The sequence below is a fragment of the Desulfothermobacter acidiphilus genome (assembly GCF_052073645.1).
GTDB lineage: Bacteria > Bacillota > Desulfotomaculia > Desulfotomaculales > Ammonificaceae > Desulfothermobacter > Desulfothermobacter acidiphilus.
In genome coordinates this window covers 496696-515000 of the sequence record NZ_CM125440.1, presented here as the reverse complement: position 1 = coordinate 515000, position 18305 = coordinate 496696, and the positions used below count along the sequence as shown (strand labels likewise).

Annotated in this window: 18 protein-coding genes, 1 rRNA gene and 1 riboswitch (1 of these 20 running past the window's edge); of the genes, 4 read left to right on the top strand and 15 right to left on the bottom strand. The window is 56.2% G+C overall.

What is annotated here, in order from left to right; genetic code table 11:
* The 3 genes from ACTLLP_RS02675 to ACTLLP_RS02665 form a co-directional block, all read right to left on the bottom strand.
* A 16S ribosomal RNA gene (locus tag ACTLLP_RS02675) occupies positions 1-483 on the bottom strand; it reaches 1096 nt to the left of the window's first position.
* A 180-nt stretch (positions 484-663) separates the two neighbouring features.
* Positions 664-1164 carry a GyrI-like domain-containing protein gene (locus ACTLLP_RS02670; protein ID WP_441060490.1) on the bottom strand — a complete coding sequence of 167 codons (501 nt, stop codon included), beginning with the start codon at positions 1162-1164 and terminating at the stop codon, positions 664-666.
* 4 nt (positions 1165-1168) lie between these two features.
* Positions 1169-1564 carry a CoA-binding protein gene (locus ACTLLP_RS02665; protein WP_441060488.1) on the bottom strand — a complete coding sequence of 132 codons (396 nt, stop codon included), beginning with the start codon at positions 1562-1564 and terminating at the stop codon, positions 1169-1171.
* 275 nt (positions 1565-1839) lie between these two features.
* Positions 1840-1984: riboswitch (cyclic di-AMP (ydaO/yuaA leader) on the top strand.
* Positions 1985-2086: 102 nt separating this feature from the next.
* Between ACTLLP_RS02665 and ACTLLP_RS02660 the strand changes: the two genes are divergently transcribed.
* Together ACTLLP_RS02660 and otsB are read left to right on the top strand one after the other, a co-directional pair.
* On the top strand, positions 2087-3541 hold the full coding sequence (locus tag ACTLLP_RS02660; RefSeq protein WP_441060486.1) for an alpha,alpha-trehalose-phosphate synthase (UDP-forming): 1455 nt from the start codon (positions 2087-2089) through the stop codon (positions 3539-3541).
* Positions 3538-4284, top strand: coding sequence for a trehalose-phosphatase (gene otsB, locus ACTLLP_RS02655; protein WP_441060484.1), 747 nt, complete (start codon positions 3538-3540; stop codon positions 4282-4284). Before ACTLLP_RS02660 ends, otsB begins: the two co-directional genes overlap by 4 nt.
* On the opposite strand, the gene ACTLLP_RS02650 is transcribed toward otsB, so the two are convergent.
* From ACTLLP_RS02650 to ACTLLP_RS02625, 6 genes are all read right to left on the bottom strand, one after another.
* A complete protein-coding gene (locus ACTLLP_RS02650) occupies positions 4226-6061 on the bottom strand; it encodes a glycoside hydrolase family 15 protein (protein WP_441060482.1) in 1836 nt (611 codons plus the stop codon). The genes otsB and ACTLLP_RS02650 overlap by 59 nt on opposite strands.
* Before the next feature lie 115 nt (positions 6062-6176).
* Complete coding sequence (locus tag ACTLLP_RS02645; protein WP_441060480.1) at positions 6177-6686, bottom strand: divergent PAP2 family protein; 510 nt, start codon at positions 6684-6686, stop codon at positions 6177-6179.
* 1 nt (position 6687) lies between these two features.
* The gene (locus ACTLLP_RS02640) at positions 6688-7302 is read right to left on the bottom strand and encodes a polysaccharide deacetylase family protein (RefSeq protein ID WP_441060478.1); all 615 of its coding nucleotides are present in this window, start codon (positions 7300-7302) and stop codon (positions 6688-6690) included.
* A gap of 7 nt (positions 7303-7309) precedes the next feature.
* Positions 7310-8437, bottom strand: coding sequence for an MGDG synthase family glycosyltransferase (locus ACTLLP_RS02635; RefSeq protein WP_441060476.1), 1128 nt, complete (start codon positions 8435-8437; stop codon positions 7310-7312).
* The gene (locus ACTLLP_RS02630; protein WP_441060474.1) at positions 8409-9842 is read right to left on the bottom strand and encodes a sensor histidine kinase; all 1434 of its coding nucleotides are present in this window, start codon (positions 9840-9842) and stop codon (positions 8409-8411) included. Before ACTLLP_RS02630 ends, ACTLLP_RS02635 begins: the two co-directional genes overlap by 29 nt.
* A complete protein-coding gene (locus tag ACTLLP_RS02625; RefSeq protein WP_441060472.1) occupies positions 9823-10530 on the bottom strand; it encodes a response regulator transcription factor in 708 nt (235 codons plus the stop codon). Before ACTLLP_RS02625 ends, ACTLLP_RS02630 begins: the two co-directional genes overlap by 20 nt.
* 263 nt (positions 10531-10793) lie before the next feature.
* Between ACTLLP_RS02625 and ACTLLP_RS02620 the strand changes: the two genes are divergently transcribed.
* Both ACTLLP_RS02620 and ACTLLP_RS02615 read left to right on the top strand, forming a co-directional pair.
* The gene (locus ACTLLP_RS02620; RefSeq protein ID WP_441060470.1) at positions 10794-11876 is read left to right on the top strand and encodes an adenosylcobinamide amidohydrolase; all 1083 of its coding nucleotides are present in this window, start codon (positions 10794-10796) and stop codon (positions 11874-11876) included.
* Positions 11877-11977: 101 nt separating this feature from the next.
* Complete coding sequence (locus ACTLLP_RS02615; protein ID WP_441060468.1) at positions 11978-13072, top strand: DUF763 domain-containing protein; 1095 nt, start codon at positions 11978-11980, stop codon at positions 13070-13072.
* Here ACTLLP_RS02615 and ACTLLP_RS02610 read toward each other — a convergent pair.
* The 6 genes from ACTLLP_RS02610 to ACTLLP_RS02585 form a co-directional block, all read right to left on the bottom strand.
* Positions 13069-14217 carry an iron-containing alcohol dehydrogenase family protein gene (locus ACTLLP_RS02610; protein WP_441060466.1) on the bottom strand — a complete coding sequence of 383 codons (1149 nt, stop codon included), beginning with the start codon at positions 14215-14217 and terminating at the stop codon, positions 13069-13071. The genes ACTLLP_RS02615 and ACTLLP_RS02610 overlap by 4 nt on opposite strands.
* Positions 14218-14242: 25 nt before the next feature.
* On the bottom strand, positions 14243-14701 hold the full coding sequence (locus tag ACTLLP_RS02605) for a nitroreductase family protein (RefSeq protein WP_441060464.1): 459 nt from the start codon (positions 14699-14701) through the stop codon (positions 14243-14245).
* 251 nt (positions 14702-14952) lie between these two features.
* The gene (locus ACTLLP_RS02600; RefSeq protein ID WP_441060462.1) at positions 14953-15615 is read right to left on the bottom strand and encodes a response regulator; all 663 of its coding nucleotides are present in this window, start codon (positions 15613-15615) and stop codon (positions 14953-14955) included.
* Positions 15602-16771 carry a sensor histidine kinase gene (locus ACTLLP_RS02595; protein WP_441060460.1) on the bottom strand — a complete coding sequence of 390 codons (1170 nt, stop codon included), beginning with the start codon at positions 16769-16771 and terminating at the stop codon, positions 15602-15604. Before ACTLLP_RS02595 ends, ACTLLP_RS02600 begins: the two co-directional genes overlap by 14 nt.
* Entirely contained in the window at positions 16746-17918 is a 1173-nt protein-coding gene (locus ACTLLP_RS02590; RefSeq protein ID WP_441060458.1) for a glycosyltransferase family 4 protein, read from the bottom strand. The genes ACTLLP_RS02595 and ACTLLP_RS02590 overlap by 26 nt, the downstream gene beginning before the upstream one ends.
* A 24-nt stretch (positions 17919-17942) precedes the next feature.
* Positions 17943-18302, bottom strand: a complete 360-nt coding sequence (locus tag ACTLLP_RS02585) for a CGGC domain-containing protein (RefSeq protein WP_441060456.1) — start codon at positions 18300-18302, stop codon at positions 17943-17945.
* Between the last annotated feature and the right edge of the window lie 3 nt (positions 18303-18305).

The following is an 18305-nucleotide window of genomic DNA, read 5'->3' as shown; positions in this document are numbered from 1 at the left end:
GTTAACCCCCTATGGCTTCGTCCCCCACGACAGAGGTTTACGACCCGAAGGCCTTCTTCCCCCACGCGGCGTCGCTCCGTCAGGCTTGCGCCCATTGCGGAAGATCCCCCACTGCTGCCTCCCGTAGGAGTCTGGGCCGTGTCTCAGTCCCAGTGTGGCCGACCACCCTCTCAGGCCGGCTACCCGTCGTAGCCTTGGTGGGCCATTACCCCACCAACTAGCTGATGGGACGCGGGCTCATCCAAAAGCGGCAGCGCTCTCACGCCACCTTTCCTTAAACTAGGATGCCCTAGCCTAAGCGTATCCAGTATTAGCCCCGGTTTCCCAGGGTTATCCCGGTCTCCTGGGTAGATTGCCCACGCGTTACTCACCCGTCCGCCGCTAAACCTGCCAAGACTTAAAGCCTTAACAGGCCCGCTCGACTTGCATGTGTTAGGCACGCCGCCAGCGTTCGTCCTGAGCCAGGATCAAACCCTCCGTTAAAAGCTTAAACGCTCTCAACTTGAGGTCAATCCTTGCTCCTCTTTCCCTTACCACTATCCAGTTTTCAAAGATCGCCTCGCTCCGCACGCAACGCCTATCTTAGCATATCCACTTGTCTCGCGTCAAGGGGCTTTCTTCACCTACCTGCGAGACGCGCCGTCGCGCGCTTCCAATATTATTTTAATGTTTCTGCAAGCGGAAGGCAATAGGAAACCGAACTTCACTGGGCGTTGTGAAAGAGATCTCCCCCACCGGCGGTTCGCGAAATTCCTCTTCCGCTGGGCCCTCTAGGCGGTAGCCTTGCTCGTAAAGGGAGCGAAAAAAGCGGGGCAAAAGCGCCTCGATGGTGCGGTAACTGCCCCGATGCTCCACGCAAGCCACCTGACGGGGAGGAATCTCCTTTACGCCTCGATCCTCTTCTCCAGCGACCATTGCCTCCCCCGCAACAGGGATTTGGACCTCCCACTCGCGAAAAGGAACCGGCATCCCTGCTGGATTACTCAGATACACTAGGATCACCGGCCCGGTGATGCTCAGCCCCTGAGCAACAATCCATTCCTGGAGCTCGCTGACGGCGAGCGGCAGGATAGCCATATCGCCTTTGCGGCGAAGATAGGCTACTTTAGTGGCCGGCAACTCGCGGACGCTAACGCTAACCCTCATGTCGTTACCCATTTCCATGGTGCTATCCCTCCTGCGGCCTGCTAAGTGATAAAACGCATTGGCCGTCAATGGTGAGGGCCCCCGCTTTATCAGCGAGGGTCAAAGCCTCATCCGACTCCGAACCGGGCTGCAGCCATATGCGCTTGATGCCCAAAGCGATAGCTTCCTTTACTGTTTGAACGGCAATCTCTGGCGGTACCACCACATTTATCACCTGGGGAACCACCGGCAAAGCGCTAAGGGAAGGGAAGCAAGGCTCCCCCTCTATCTCGGAGCAATTAGGATTGACAGCATAAACATCATAACCCAATTGCTTAAGCTGTAAGTAGACCCGGTGCCCATATTTCTCGGGGTTTCGCGATACCCCCACCACGGCCCACCGCTTTTGCTGTAAGAACTCTTCAATGTCACCTTGCAAGCTTCCCACCACCTACGACGCGACTCCTTCCTTACTGAAAAGTATAATCTACGGTTTAGGCTTTGTCACCGCCACTTCTTTACTTAGGTAAGGCTCCGATTAACCAAGAGTTGGATTTGGGTAACGGTAAAAACAGGAAAACCGGCCTTTCACGTTGCTTGCAGGAAGGAAATCCAGCTCCGCTCTCTTAATCAAAACCTAACACAATTTTTTCCAAATCGCCCTTGCACATTGCGGCAGTTTATGTTAAAATGAAGCTCGACAGCGGCATAGTGTATGGTAGAACGCTGAATTCTCCCTTAACGGCGGGGGGGGAGCGGGGGACCCAATCTGTGGGGTGAATCCTGGTTGCTAGATCAGGTAGGGCTAGCTTTCAGCCCGAACCCGTCAGCTAACCTCGTAAGCGTGGAAAGTAACCAGCGCTATTGAATAGCGCAATGGCTATTTTACCCGCTTTTTACCCCTGCGGTAGGAAGCGGGTTTTATTGTTCCTGCAAGGCAAAAAGGAGGGATCCCAAAGCAATGGCTACTCTGGCTCTACGTGCTCCTTCTAAGGTGCGGTTGGTGATAGTCTCGAACCGTGGCCCCTTCGCATTCCAGGAAACGGCGGAAGGAGTTAAAAAGCAATGGGCGGTAAGTGGGTTAGTATCGGCTATTGTTCCTCTTTTCCGCAGCGCCGCCGGCACTTGGGTAGCGTGGGGTGGTAGGTACGCCTCTGGGAAAGAAACCGGCATCACCCACCAGGAAGGCAACCTGCGTTGGCTGGAGGTGCCGCTTACCCGCCAAGAGGTGGAATCTTACTACGAAGGTTTCGCTAATCAGGTATTGTGGCCCATCTGCCATAATTTCATAGAGAAGTGCGTGATCGACTCCTCCTGGTGGACAGGTTATCGGGAAGTCAACCACAAATTTGCCAACCTAACCCGAAGGGTGAGCCAAGAGGCGGACCTAATTTGGATACACGATTATCACTTGGCCCTGGTGCCCCGATTGCTGCGCCAGCACAGCTTTGCTCAGGAGAGGCCGAAAATCGGGGTCTTCTGGCATATTCCTTTTCCCAGCCCCGACACCTGGGAAGTCATTCCCTGGACCAGGGAGATAATAGAAGGGATGTTGGGAGCTGATGTAATCGCTTTCCACATACCCAAGTATGTGGATAACTTCTTGCAGTGCGTTCACAGTTTCACCGAGGCCACTTTGTTGCCCGGAGGTAAGCTGATCTTTTACCAGGGTCGGGTGATTGAGGTCCGGGCCATTCCAGTGGGCGTGAACCAGGAACTCTTTGCCTCATTAGGCCAAGAGGAAAACCTGGAGGCGCAAGCGCAGCTTATACGCCAGCAAATAGGCGGGGAGAAATTGTTGCTGGGGGTAGAGCGTCTAGACTATACCAAAGGGGTAACTGACAAACTGCTGGCCTTTGAACGTTTGTTGGAGCAATACCCACAATATCGCGGTAAAGTTACTTTGGTGCAGATCGCTGTGCCCACGCGCAATGAGATCCGCCCTTATGCGGAGCTCCGGCGCAAGGTGGAAGCGTTGGTGGGAAGGATCAACGGTCGCTTTGGCACTCCTGCATGGACGCCGGTGCGTTATTTTTACCGTTCGTTACCTCAGGAGGAATTGGCGGCTTTTTACCTGGCAGCCGATGTGGCTCTGGTTACTCCTCTGCGCGACGGGCTCAATCTGGTGGCCGCAGAATATGTGGTTACCAAAGGTGAAAGGAATGGGGTGTTGGTGTTGAGCCGGCTAGCTGGAATCGCCTGCCACCTCAAAGAGGCCCTGTTAGTAAATCCCTACAACCAAGAGGAGTTGGTTAGTGCAATGGTGCAGGCTTTGGAGATGCCCGCTGAGGAACAGCGGCAACGCTTGCAGGCCCTGCGCCAAAAGGTCACTCGCTGGACCGCTAATGCCTGGGTGAGGAGTTTCCTGAGGATCGCTTTAGAGCACCAGGCTGAGTGCTCGGTGGCTACTCCGTGAAGGACCTGCTAGGACGCTTGCGGCGGTTTTGCCCTCAGTTGCTTCTACTTCTGGATTACGATGGCACGTTGGTGCCCATTACCGCCACTCCCGACCAGGCCCGCCCGGACAAAGCCCTGCTCAAGCTTCTGGAAAGAGTGGGGCACCATTACCGGGTGGCCCTGGTTAGCGGGAGAAAATTGAGCGAATTGCGCACCTTTCTCCCTGTTCCTAGCATCTGGGGGTGGGCTGGTTGCCATGGAGCCGAGGTGCAGGTAGCCGGGCAAGAGCTCTGGCGCTACCCGCTAAGCCCCGAAGAACGAGAGGGCAAGGAACTGTGCTATGCGCGATTAAGCCGTCTCATCGCCGGCAAGAAGGGCTTTCTGCTGGAAGATAAGGGATACGCCTTGGCCCTACATTACCGCCTGGCCGACCCGGCGGAAGCCCAGGAGGTAAAGGAAAGAGCTCAGGCTGAAGTCCGTTCCCTGCTCCCCTCATGGACACTATGCCCCGGCAAGCAGGTGTTGGAAGCGCTGCCCGCCGGCTTAAACAAAGGAGAAGCCGTGGCGCGTTTGCTGGCGGAAGCAGGTGAAGTTTTCCCCGTCTATTGCGGCGATGATACCGGCGATGCCCCTGCCTTCCGGTTAGTGGAAGAAAACCAGGGAATAAGCATAGGGATAGGAACCCAGGCCCCCCCCTCCACCTTCAGCCTCGCTGGGCCTGAAGCTCTCCGGCAACTACTCGCTCAGCTCTGCCCGACATAGCCCGCTGCCACGCCCAGACGGTGCGGACGAACTCCGCGTGGACAAAGGTCTGAGGGAAGTTGCCCCATTGCTTCCCCGTCTCCGGGTCAAAGTGCTCTCCCCAGAGATAGAGCGAGGTGGCGTTGTTAAGCAACATGTCCGTGAGCTCCCAAGCGCGGTGCAAATTGGCCGCCTTTAGGTGGTACTGAGCCAGCCATAGTTGTGCCAAAGCGAAGGGTAAAATGGCGCATTCGTAGCGGGCCACAGCGCGATAGATAATGCAGCTCCGGCTCCCCCCTTCCAAGGCGGACACAGTCTTGATCATTCTGGGGTCACGGGGAGCCACGAGACCGTGGAAAACCAGAGCCAGGACCGAGATGTCCAGCGGGGAATCGTCGTCGTATAGCTGGGTAAAAGCCTGACGCTTCTCTGACCAGGAGTAATGTACTACTTCGCTTTGCATCTGGTAAGCTGCTCCCCGCCAGAGGGCAGCGAGTTGGTAGTATCCTAATTCCTGCGCCAGGCGAGCTGCGGCCAGTAGTCCGCCATAGGTTACCGCTTTGCCGTATGTCCATTGGCTCTCGTGCTCGCGGAACTCCCAAATTCCGTGCTCGGCACGGAACCAATTGCGTCGCAGCCAAAAAGCAGCCCGGCGCAAGGCTGGCCACCACTCCCGCAGATAATCCCGATCCCGGGTAAGGGCGTAATGCCGCCACAAACCTACGAGCAAGCTTCCTTCGTTGTCCAGTTGCAACTGGGTAGCGGCCTCATTGCCAAAGCGGATAGGCTTCTCACCGTTGGGCCCCTCGAGGTCGGTGATCTCAACTTCGCCAGGGATGGTGCCATCTATGGTGTAAAGCGGGTGAGGCCAATTACCCTCGGGACTCTGCAAGGGTAAGATGAAATTGTAAAAGCGACGGGCCTCTTGATGCAGCCCTGCCTCGTCGAAAGCCATGGCGGTTAGAAAACCGTCTCGAATCCAACAGTACCTGTAATCCCAGTTTTCCTTCCCTCCAGGCGTGGCCGGGAAGGAGGCAGTGGGAGCAGCTAAAACAGCTCCGGAACGGTGGTGGATGAGGAGCTTCATGGCTAAGAGGCTACGGTAGTAGGCCTTGGCCAAACGGGCATCGATCCAGGTGGGTACCCGGGCTGGTTCTAGCCACTGCTCCCAGAAGCGCACCGTTTCTCCCAGGGTAGCCTCGCACGCGTAGCTCACGCTCTCCTCCGCCTCGGCCCGATCCCGCCCATACCCCAGGACCAGGCGAAGCTCCTCTTCGCCTCCGGGGGGCAGGGAGAATTCTATGCGAGGAAAGTCCAAGGTATCTTTAGCCGCCTTCAGCAGCAAAAAAAGGCACATATCCCGGTCGTAAATAAGAAAGGCGTTACCCTCCTGGCGGCGAACAAAAGGGCGCATAGAAGTGCGAATGGGCACCGCCTCCACTTCTATAGCGAGGTGGAGCGGATGGGCGGTGGCGTTTTTCAGGCGGATCAGCCGCACCAGAGCATTTCTCTGCCAAGGCATGAAATCGGTGATTACACCGTGAAATCCCGCGCCTCTAAAGAAAGTTTGGAGAACGTTGGTGCGCTCGTAATAATCGTGCCCGGTATATACCACCCGAGCTTCTGCTGGAAATTGCAGCCGTAAAAATCCGCCCCGGTAGGGATCTAGGGCGGAGGCAAAAACCGGTAAACTATTGAAGCGAGGGGCGCAGAACCAGGAAACGCTACCCTCCGCGTCAATGAGGGCTACCGTTTCGCCATTGCCCACCATACCCAAATAATTCACCAAGTTCCGCATTAGTTTTCCTCTCCCCGCTAATGGCTTTTACCATTAAATTATCGTCCCTTCCCTAATCAAGGTTACGACCACGGGAAATAAAAATCTAGTGTTTTTTGCCCAGGCACAACGTTAACTAAAAAACAGCCCGGGAATGACAAACCACCGCTCCCCAGCGTTTGGCTAAATACCAAACCAGGTGTCCATGACCCAGAAGAAAAAAAGCTACCAAGGCCCCAATGCAGGCACCCACGAGGACTTCCTGAGGGGTATGCCCCACCGGTCCTCGGGGGAGGTCGCTCTCCGCTGTTTCCAGTTCTTCTCGCTGCACTAGTTCCCGTAATAGGTGAGAGTGCTTACCTGCGACGCGGCGCACACCCATGGCATCGTGCCAAACAATGAAAGCGAAGACCAGCGCTAAAGCGAACTCGGCCGAATCGAACCCCAAGCACAATCCCACCGCCACCGCCAACGCCGACACCATGGCGCTGTGAGCGCTGGGCATACCGCCATCGGCATAGAGCCACTCCCAGCTCCACCGATGCTCGCGCCGCCAGGCCAGGAGACTCTTGATTCCTTGGGTAACCCAGCAGGCGGCCAGCGGAGCCAATATGAGCTTATGCGCCAGGAACCAATAATGAAGCATCTCATCTCCCCTCCATCAAATCACTCAGGGGCACTGGTGATAAACCCCTTTCCCGCATTTGTTTTAAGGCAAACGGTAAAACCTGCAAAATTGTCCGGGCGCGGTGAGGTAGAAAACTACCATCGTGGCAGAGGACAATGTCCCCCGCCGCCGCCCGCCCCAGACGCGTCGCTATAACCTCTGGGTTCACCCCCCACAACCAATCCAAGCTATCTAGCGACCATAGTACCATATCCACCCCTAGCTCTGCCGCTACAGGAAGCAGAGAAATCCGGTAACGCCCCCACGGCGGGCGAAAAAAACGCACCGGGCACCCGGCTATTTCAGCTATCACCGCCATCGACTGGCCGATTTCAGCGCGAGCTCCCCTGGGACTCCGAAGCAGAAGGGGGAAATGGTACATACCATGACTGCCGACCTCGTGCCCTGCTTCCACAATAGCACGGATAAGTTCAGGGTAACGCCGGGCCTTGCTGGCCAAAGGGAAAAAGGTCGCTCGGGCTTCAAAACGATCCAAACACTTCAGTAGCTGCGGTGTGTAGTAGGGATCAGGACCATCGTCAAAGGTCAAAGCTATCGCTTTTTTGCCTTCCGGGCCCTTCACTATGACTGCCATAAGGTTCTCACCCTACGCATACGCGGCAGCTGGATTGCAATTGGCGAGCAAGCAACTCCGCTCCCAGCAAGGCGGCCTCGGGACGCGCCACGCGGCGAGCCGCTGCCCGCATAGCCTCACTCTTGCCATCGTGAAAGAGTTGGCACAAGAAGGAACGCAGCGCCGAGCTCGAGGGTAGCTGCCAAGCGCTGCCAGCCTGGCAATAATAGCGCAAATTAGCCTCTTCCTGCCCTGGCAAAGCTCGGTAAACTATGACGGGGAGTTCGGCCGCAGCTGCTTCCGCCAACGTCAGAGCTCCGGCCTTGCCTACCAAGCAATCAACGGCCCGCATAAGCCAGTCCATTCGCTCTTCAAATCCCAGGAGAAGGAAATGGGAAAGGTTACCGTACCGTTTTTGCAACTTGCTCCGCCACTCCTCATCTTTACCCGCCACCACCACCGCCTGCAAGGGAAATGGCGGATGCACTAACTCCTCGCACAGCCGTTCCAAAAAGGCGGTACGGCTATATCCTCCCCCGCTCAACAAGACGACTGGCAGCTCAAGCGGCAAACCAAAAAAACGCTTGGCCTGCTGCCGGCTGGGGAGGGAGGTGAACGCGGGATCTATAGGTATGCCTGTAACTGCAATCCGGTGCCGTTGCACACCCCGCTGCTCCAGACGCTCCGCCACCTGCTCATCGGCCACCAGATAAAGATCAACACCGGGGTGCGCCCACTCGCTGTGAGCCGTGTGGTCGGTTATAACCATTACAACAGGTATTGATAGTTCGCCTCGGAGCCTCATTTCGCCTGCTATCCGCCCGGGAGTGGGAAAAGTGGCTACGAGCATCTGCGGGTTAAACCTACGGCACAGACGAGCCAAGGTCTTACTCCCCCAGCGATCCCAGAGATAGCGCTTCTCGCAAGGCGCATCGGTCAAATGGTATAGCCATCCATACCACGAAGGTGCCCGGCAAATTAGAGAAAGGTAAAAGCGTTGGGAAAAACGATCGAACCAGGGATTGATCTCGTGGACAAAATTGATTAATCGCCCTTCCCAGGAAGGGTAAAGCTGTTGCACAGCCCGTAGCAAGGCCCGCGCTGCGCTAGTATGCCCCGCGCCATACTCAGCCGTTAGAAACACCAGCCGTGCCACCACGGTTACCCCCTTTCGCCTTTACCGGCAGAATCACGGTGAATTCGCATCCGCCCTCCGGGCGATTGCGAACGCTTATATACCCCCCATGCTTCTCTACTATGAGCTGGCTAATCGCCAGCCCCAGGCCCGTGCTAAGTTCCGAGCGAGTTCGGGTACTGCCGGAGTAAAAGCTATCGAAAATCCGGGGTAGATCTTCCGGTGGAATCCCTGGGCCCTCGTCGGTTACCCTAACCCGGAGATAAGCCCCTGTTTTCTCAGCCTCCACCACCACTTTCTTACCAGGAGGAGAAAACTTAACGGCGTTATCTACTATATTCATAAAGACCTGGACCAGCCTTCCTTCATCGGCGTAAACCGGTAGCTGCCCTCGCAAGTGAAACTCCAAATCCACTTCTTTTTCCGCCGCTAGCGGCGACATAATCTCTTCCACCGCCGTCATCACTCGCTGCAAGTCGGTTAGCTGCCAGTTGAAGGAAAACTGACCGCTGCGGAGCCGGACTAGCATTAATAGATCGTCCACCAACCGGCGGAGGCGCTCGGTTTCGCTAAAAACCCGGGCTAAATAAGCTTGTTGCTTATCCTCAGGGATGGTGCCGTCCAGCATCCCCTGGACGAAGCCACGGATGGAAGTAAGGGGCGTGCGTAACTCATGCGACACGTAGGCTAAGAACTCTTGCCGCTCCCGGTCAATGGCCTCTATCTGCGCCGCCATATCGTTAAGCGTCCGGGCCAGTTGGCCGATCTCGTCCTGGCGCCTGGCAGTGGGAAAACGTACCGAAAAATCACCTCTACCCATGCGCAGAGCCAGCTGCCCCATGTCTTCCAGCGGGCGGGTGAAATGGCGGGAAATAAGATAAGCCGGTATGATAGATATGAGGAAGGAACCCGCAGCAGCCAGCCACACCAGCATTATGCTCTCATGCACCGGCTCTTGAATATTAGCCACGGGGAAAAAGGCCAGTAAGGTATCACCGTTGACTCGGGTGGCTCCCATTATGATGTCCAGCGAAGGATCGTGAGGGTCAGTAAAAAAAGTGGTATAGTACTCCCTGTTTTCGAGATGCTGGTTGACTAACGCCAGCATCTCCTTGCTAGAAACCAGGTCGATCTGAGGAGCGGTGGCAAAAAGAATCTCCCCCTGAGCGCTCAAAAAACAAAAATGAACCCCTTCCAATCGATCGATCAAATCCAGAGCTCGCTCAAAAGCCGGCTGCTTGATTTCTTGTTTCTGGTACTTTACTGCGAAATTCTTACCCTCCCTTAGAGCTTCCATAAGCAGGGAACTGTAATTCCGGTAAAAGTAGCGAGTGAAGAGAGAAGATAACACCAGGCTCAAAATCAAGGTGTTGATAAGAGCGATTCCCAGCCCGAACACCAGTACCTTACTGAATATGCGGCGCATCTTCCCCTACCACCAGCTTGTAGCCCACGCCCCAAACGGTCTTAATGTGCCAGGACTTACTTAGCCCGTCCAGCTTTTCCCGTAAGCGGTTCACGTGGACATCCACGGTACGGGTATTACCCGGAAACTCAAAGCCCCAAACTCGTTGCAATAGGAATTCCCGGGTGAACACCCGGCCGGGATGGGAGGCCAGGAAATAGAGGAGCTCGGTCTCGCGCCGGGTTAACTCTACCTTGGTACCAGCCACCTCTACTACGTAACTCTCCAGGTCGATTAGAAGGTCGGGTAAATCCACCTTTTTCGGCCTGGTATCACCCGCCCGGCGGAGCACCGCTTTAACCCGCGCGATCAGCTCCTGCGGGTCAAAGGGTTTGACCACATAATCGTCGGCTCCCAACTCAAAACCGCTAAGTTTGTCCCGGAGCTCGCCTTTGGCCGTGAGCATGATCACCGGGAGTTGGGATTTGGCCCGGATCTGGCGGCAGACCTCCCAACCGTTGATGCCCGGTAACATCAGGTCAAGAATAACCAAATCGGTAGCCTGGCTCTGCAGTGTCTCCAGCGCCTCCACCCCGCTCAAGGCCTTTAGTACCCGGTAACCATGCTTTTCCAGATAAAGACTCACCAGTTCAGCGATGTTACGATCGTCTTCCACCACAAGAACCGTTGCCGTCGTTTCTTCCGGCACGTTAACCACCCCTTCCGAATTATAAGCCGGGCCACCCGCAACGGGAACCCTTTACGCCCTTTTACTCAGAGTTGTCCTTGGTCCGGGAACCCAACCCCCGCTATTTACATGATAACTGCTATGAACCCGTAAAACCCCGCTTTTTTTATCAATAAATTGTAAAAGGCAAGGCTCAATCCCAAACTCTACCCGACTCGGAAGGACTACCCCTCCTGGATGCCGAAAAGATCCTATCATCCAGAAGATCTCTGGAGGGGTAGCCTATGTCAGCCAAGAAGCAGCAAGCGCGGATCTACCTGGAGAGCAATTCGCTAGTAGTGCGCCTTCCCGGACCAAGCCGAGTGCTAAGCTGCTCCCGGCTAAACGGCGGCTACCGGGAGGATATCGAGGCTGTCTTCAATCACCACGTCCCGCCCGAGGCTCATGGGCGCGACCCGCACACTCTACCCGGAGGGAGCTGGCAAGGATACCTGGCCCACACCGCCCAGCAACTCGGGCTGAATCCCGAAAGATCCATCGGCTTGCTCACCGCCGCCCATATGGAAAACGCCGCCACCGAAACTCTGAACTTCCGCGAAATCGAAGTCACAGCCATCGCCACCGCCGGTGTCGATGTCAACGGCGGACGGGCTGGTGACCCGGCCCGCTACTACGAGGCGGGAGGGGAGTGGACTTACGTGGGGGGGACCATCAACATAATTTTGCTGTTGGACACCGATCTCACCCCCCCAGCTCTGGTACGCGCAGTGGTCACCGCTACCGAGGCCAAAACGGCGGCTCTGCAGGAATTGATGGCCCCCAGTTGCTATTCTCGCGGTTTGGCTACCGGTTCGGGAACCGACCAGATAGCCGTAGTAGCCCACTCCGATAGCCCCATATGTTGTAACGACGCCGGCCACCACTCCAAGCTGGGGGAACTTATTGGGGTTACGGTAAAAACGGCGGTGAAACGAGCGCTGGAGAAACAGACGGGCCTTAACCCCCAGCGCCAGCGCAATTTCCTGGCGCGACTGAAGCGCTACGGCGTTAGTGAGGAGGATTTCTGGCGGAGGATAGAGGCTTCTCAGCCAGGGTTTGACCGGGGAAGCTATCTGCAGCGGCTAAATCTCCTGGCAACTGAGGAGAATCTGGTAACACTGGCCGCCACCTTATTGCATATGCTGGACGAATTCCAGTGGGGATTACTCTCCCGGAAGACAGTGTGCGAGTTTGGCCACCGCCTGCTGGATGCCCACCTACCCCATGCTCCAACCCCTTTACAGGCTGATGATCTGGCCAGCCAGCTACTGTACCGCTTCGTCGAGGGGGTAAACCAGTTAATGAAAGAGGGAGCGAAGAAAATTTAGTGGCTCTTTGCGCCGCGCCAACTCGATTACTTGTAGGAGGAAAGGCTTCTTTGGCAGAGAACCTTTAAAGGTAAACATCGCCTGGAGAACGGAGGGGAAAGGTGCACACCGGCATTGCTAATTTGCCTCTGCACGACGGTCGCTGCCCGGCCTGGCTCTTCGAGAAGATGGTGCTCTTAGCACGAGCGGTGATAGAGCTCCTGGCGCTAGAAGAAGGGGCCGAGGGGGTGCTGCGGCGTTTAAGCGATCCCTTTTGGTTTCAGTCTTTGGGGTGCGTCCTGGGTTTTGACTGGCATTCCTCGGGTCTCACCACCACCGTTTGCGGAGCTCTAAAAGAGGCGCTGCGGGGGCAGGAAGGGGAACTCGGGCTTTTCATATGCGGTGGTAAGGGAAAAACCGGCTTTAAGACTCCAGACGAAATCTATCGCTACGCCGAGCACCATTATCTCCAGGTTCAACCGGAAAGGCTGGCTCGCGCCTCCCGCCTAGCGGCTAAAATCGACCAGGGAGCGCTGCAAGACGGTTACGACCTTTACCATCACACCTTCTGTTTCACTGCTAGCGGGCAATGGGCAGTCGTCCAGCAAGGCATGAACACCCGGCGCCGGGAGGCACGCCGCTACCATTGGCTCTCCTCGGCCTGCCACAACCCGGCCGAAGAGCCACATGCGGCTATATGCAGCCAGCAACGCGAAGAAGCGGTCCTAAATCTGGTGGCCAGGGAAAGCCGAGATGCCCGGGAATGCTTGCCCCGCGTGACCCGCGAGCAGCCGGAACAACTGGAGCATTGGTTAACCGAGCTGCAAGCCAAAGCCCTCACTCTGCCGCGCCGGCACCAACTCTGGCTTTCCGACCTCAACCCGCGGCGTCTACGAACGGTCTTCTTACGCACTTACGAGCAAGTACCTTCCGATTTCATTACCCTTTTAGAAATTCCGGGGGTAGGAACCCAAGGTCTCCGGGCCTTGAGCTTGATTGCTGAGTTGATTTACGGCACGCCCCTCAGCTACCGCGATCCGGCCCGCTTCTCTTTCGCCCACGGGGGAAAGGACGGCCAACCTTACCCAGTGAATCAAACCCTTATGGAGCACAGCATCCGGGTACTCTCTCGCGCCGTAGAGAGGGCCAAGCTGGGACAGAACGATAAGCGGAAAGCGCTACGCCGCTTGGCTCGCCTCTTTCCCGAATACCCTTAAAAAGCGTCCTGCAACAATGCTAGGAGGTCTTCGCGCGAGGCCCGGCGAGGATTACGGGCAATGGAACCAGCTTGCAACGCTTCTTCCGCCACCAAAGGGAGCTCCGCTTCCGGCACTCCCACTTCACGCAGACGGGCAGGCAAGCCCAGTCTGGCAGTCAGGCGACGGATGTAATAGACCAAGCGCTCGGCTGCTTGCGCGACCGGTGTTTCGGGAGGCACCACTCCCCCCGCCACCGCCAGCTGAGCGTAGCGATTTTCGGCCAGGGGAAGATTAAAGGCCATAACATAGGGTAGGAGCAAGGCACAGGCCAAACCGTGGGCTACACCATAGCGAGCCCCCAAAACGTGAGCCAGCGCGTGTACCGCTCCTACCCCTGCGCTCTGAATGGCCATACCGGCCAAAAAGCTACCTTGCGCCATCCTTTCCCTAGCTTCCCGATGGCGAGGAACGGAGTAAGCAGTGTAAATATGCTGCACGATGAGACGAACCGCTTCCCGGCTCACCGCATCGCTGAAAGGGTTGGTGAAGCGGTTGGAATACGCTTCCACCGCGTGGGTCAGAGCATCCATGCCGGTGCAAGCGGTGAGCTCGCGAGGAAGTGACATGGTGAGTATAGGATCGATCACCGCCACATCCGGCAACCAAAAAGGATGTCGCAAACTCTGTTTTTTAGGTCCTTCGGGATCTTTAAGCACGGCATTGGTGGTGGCTTCTGAGCCGCTACCAGCCGTGGTAGGCACTGCAATCCAGGGAAGTTTGGGCGTGGTGATCTCCCTTCCGTAAAAATATTCCTTCACTGCCCCTGGTTCGTGGAAAAGACCGGCGGCAGCTTTCACCGTGTCTAAAACGCTACCACCGCCAACGGCCACCACCACCTCGATGCGCTCCTGCCGCAGATACTGGCGGAGATCTTCCACCGTAGTCAGCATGGGCTCGGGAGGCACGCGGTCATAAAGGGCAAATTCCAGGTTGGCTGCCACAAAGGGCATAGTTACCCGTTCGAAGTGGCCCGATTCTTTGAGGCTACGCCGACCCGTCACCAGAAGCACCTTCCGACCCCAACGGCTCGCCTCTTCCCCCAGCCGGTATGTGCTTCCGGGACCAAAAAGTACTCGCCCAGGAAGGTAAAGGTCAAACAACATAGTTGAGCTCGGCCTCGCTTTCTCGCTACAAATATTTCACAATCTCGTGCAGGGGTCGGCGCGATGTGCGCTTTTCCGGCCAGCTTTCAGGGTAACCCAAGGTAATGATGGCCACCGGGCGCCGTTCGGGAGGAATGCCCAGGCAATGGCGTACCTGGTTCTCGTCGAAAGCCCCTACCCAACAAGTTCCCAAGCCGTACGCAGTAGCAGCCAGCAACAGGTTTTGAATGGCTGCAGCCGTGTCCTGAAGGCAATAGAGGCTCCGGCCTCTTTCACCGTAATGCTGGGCGGAACGCTGGGGTTCCGCACAAGCTACAATCAAAACCGGTGCCTCGCCTACAAATCGCTGTCCCCAGGCTGCCGCAGCCAAGCACCGGCACCGGCCGGGATCGGTGATCACGTAAAAAAACCAGGGTTGCAAATTACCCGCCGAGGGAGCCCACCGCGCCGCTTCCAGAACCTGCTCCAAAAGCTCGCGCGGCACAGGCTCCTCCTTATATCTGCGGATCGAGCAGCGCTTCTTAATAATTTCGAGGACTCTAGTAGGCACTCATCTTACACCACCCAAGGATCGATTGTTGCCCTATACCTTATTATTTTAGGCATGAGCTCCCCACAATCCTCCTGAGCAGCAAACAATTGCCCCGGGAACACCATTCCCAGGAATTATTCTGGCACTGGCGCAGCACAGGTAAACAAAGCAAGATCGGAAGTGCTGAGATGGTCTCTAAAGCCTTATTGTCCGGAGTCGTTTACCTCCAGCTCAAAAAGCCCCCGCTTGACCGCCCAGAGAGCCGCCTGGGTGCGATCGCTTACCCCTATTTTCTGAAACACACTGGTGAGGTGGTTTTTCACCGTTTTTTCGCTGAGATAGAGCTGGCGCGCTATCTCACGGTTACTTAAACCCGAAGCCAGCAGGCGTAGAATTTCGCGCTCCCGCGGAGTGAGCCCGCATAAACCCCTCCTGCTTTCCGCCCTACTGAACCATTTAACCATTTTCCCAGCCAACTGAGGGGATAAATACTCGCCACCTCGAGCCGCCTGGATGATGGCTTCAATCAAGTGGTCAGCTGAGGACTCCTTTAGCACGTAGCCCGAGGCTCCCGCCTCCAGCATGGCCAGGCAATATTCTTCCTGATCATGCACCGTCAGAGCCACCACCGCTACCGAAGGTCGTGAGCGCTTGATCTCCCGGCAGACTTCCACTCCTCCCATGTCCGGCATACTGATATCCAGCAACACCACGTCCACTGGCAATTGAGCTACCAGCTCTAGCGCTTCCTGGCCACTCCCAGCCTCCCCCACCACCTCCAGCCGGCTGTCTTCCGAAAGAAGCTTCTTCACACCCTCCCGCACCAATGCGTGATCGTCAACCACCAGCACCTTAATTCGACCCATTTTCGCCTTCCTCCCCTGCCAGAGGAACGCTGAGAGTAATCACCGTCCCCTGCCCTGGATTAGAAAAGATACCTAACTCGCTCCCCAAAAGTTCTGCACGCTCTCTCATACTCCACAAGCCAAAGCCTTTTCGGGGCCCCTTGCTAACCTTTTGCACCACAAAACCCTTCCCGTTATCTTTCACCACCAAGTTCAGGCGGCGGTTAACAAACTCTAACTTTACCATCACCCGGGTGGCCGCCGCGTGTTTTATGGTGTTGTTCACTGCCTCCTGCACAATGCGGAAAATAGCTGCTTCCTGGGGTCCTGGCAAACGCCGGGGGCTTCCCATCACCACAAATTCCACCTCTAACTGGTGCAGCACCCGGACATGGTCAAGAAATTGTTCCAACGCCGCCACCAGCCCCAAATCGTCCAGAGCCATGGGGCGGAGATCATAGATGATCTTCCGCACCTCCTGCAAGGAGCCCCGCACCAATTCCTGCAGCGCTACCAACTCCTTAGACATGGCTTCAGGCTTTTTTGTCAACAATTTCAAGCAATACTCCACCCGTAAAACCACACTGGCCATAGATTGCGCTGGGCCATCATGGATTTCCCTGGCGATCCGCCGCCGCTCTTCTTCCTGCGCTTCCAGCACCTTCATAGCCAGATCCTGACGCGAGAGCATCTTTTGCCAATTATCGTTCAGTTCTTGCAAATCTTTACGGAGGTAATCGAGAACCACGGCTACCCGAGAAGCCAGCCTTTCCGCTCGCTCTTTGGTAAGCAGCAAAAACTTCAGCGTCCGCTCCAGATCGTCCCGGCGAGCTCGGAGCACCTTTTCCCGAGAGCGAAGACTTAGGAGATCCAACTGCAATTGCTGCGCCTGCTCGTAAGCTTCCTTGATATCCGCTTCGGAATAGCGACTGAAATCGGAACTTACCTCGGCCAGCCGACGCCGCGCCCGCTGTTCCTCTTCCAGCAAGCGATCAACTAACTCTATGACCTCGAGGGTCTCAGAGCGCAGTTGCTCCAACTCGCGTTGAAGCGCCTTTACTTCCTGCTCCGTGGCTTCGGCAATACCGATGATTTCCTTCTGATTAACCTCGATCAGCTGCAGCAGGCGCTGATGCACTTCTTCCAGCAAGTTAGGCCTTATCCGTGACCTCCACATGGTCTTTATTCCTTTCCCGCACCAGGCGTCGGTAAATCGCCAACAACCGGTCGGCCTGTCGGACTGAAGAAAGTTCCTCGGATCCTTGAAGAGCCCCTTGCTGGTATTTTCGGTATAATTCCGGATCTCTTAAGAGGCGAATTATCGCTGCCGCGAAAGCGCTTTCTTCAGAGGGAGTGAGGAAGCCATCGATCCCGTGGCGCACCATTTCTTCCACACCGCTAGCCCTAACCGCCACTACCGGTAACCCTGCCGCTTTGGCCTCCCCTACCACCAGACCTTGGGTTTCGGTGAGGGAAGCAATAACAAAGAGATCAGCAGCAGCATAGGCGTGCTTTACCTGATCCGGAGGAAGGGGGCCGGTGAATACCACCCGAGCAGCTATCCCTAGATGCCGAGCCAGTTGCTCCAGTTCCTGGCGCTGCGGGCCCTTCCCCACCAGGAGCAAGCGCACCGGCAAGCCCTCCTGCGCCACTAGGGCAAAGCTACGTAACAGAAAACGCAAATTCTTCTCTTCTCCCAGACGCCCCACATAAACCAGGACCCGGTCCTCTAAAGCCAGCTGAAAGCGAGCTCGGAAGGCAACCCCGTCACCACCCCGGAAATCGTCGATCCGTATGCCGGTAGGCAGCACCTCCACCGGAACCGTCGCACCGTGTTGCAGCAAGTAAGCCCGGATGGCTTGCGAAGGGGCCAGCACCAGGTCGCAGCGATTGGCAAAAGCGATGGTGTAACGGCGAGTGAGCGGCTGGAGCCAAGAGCGCAAACAGGGAAAATAATGCACGTAAGCCTCGTAGAGAGTGTGGTAGGTGAATAGCAGAGGCAAGCCCAGGCGGCGAGCCCAGCGAGCTCCCGCGCTCCCCATTATGAAGGGACCGTGGATGTGAATAAGGTCTAGCTTCAGGTTGCGGAGGGTGGAAGGCAAACGAGGGGAAAAAGGCAAAGGGAGGATGAAATCAGGATTGGTGGGAGCAGGAATTCCCCAAAAGCGATAAATATTATCTTCTTTGGTACAAGATGGATACCAGGGAACAAAAAGAAAAAACTCGACTCCGCGTTCACTCAACTCGGAGCGAAAGGTCTCAATAGAACGAACCACTCCACTCACGTAAGGGAGGTAACTATCAGCGAAGATCCCTATCCGCAAATCTTGTCCCCCGCCCTGATAGTTTTACCAGGGATGGGTACCTATCACCACTTCCTTTCCTAAAATTTCCTTTATGCGCCTGGCAGTAGCCTCTAGATCGATGGGACACTTGGCGGTTTTGGTTGCCTTAACTATACAGGTTCCTAGGTGAACCACATCGAAATCAGAATCCAGCAACTTGGCCAAGTCGCGGATTAGAACCAGCTTGGGCATAACCAAACCCGGACAATCGCCGCAATCGCCCAGAGCCACTAATTCCAACGGTTCGTTCTGGTAGCGAGCAAATTCCCCAACGCGTTCGCGCATCCCTTTGAAGCACTTCATACAGCTAACACAGGTAACGTCCTGAATTCTCTTGCAGGCTACGATGATAATCCGCGCCACCGC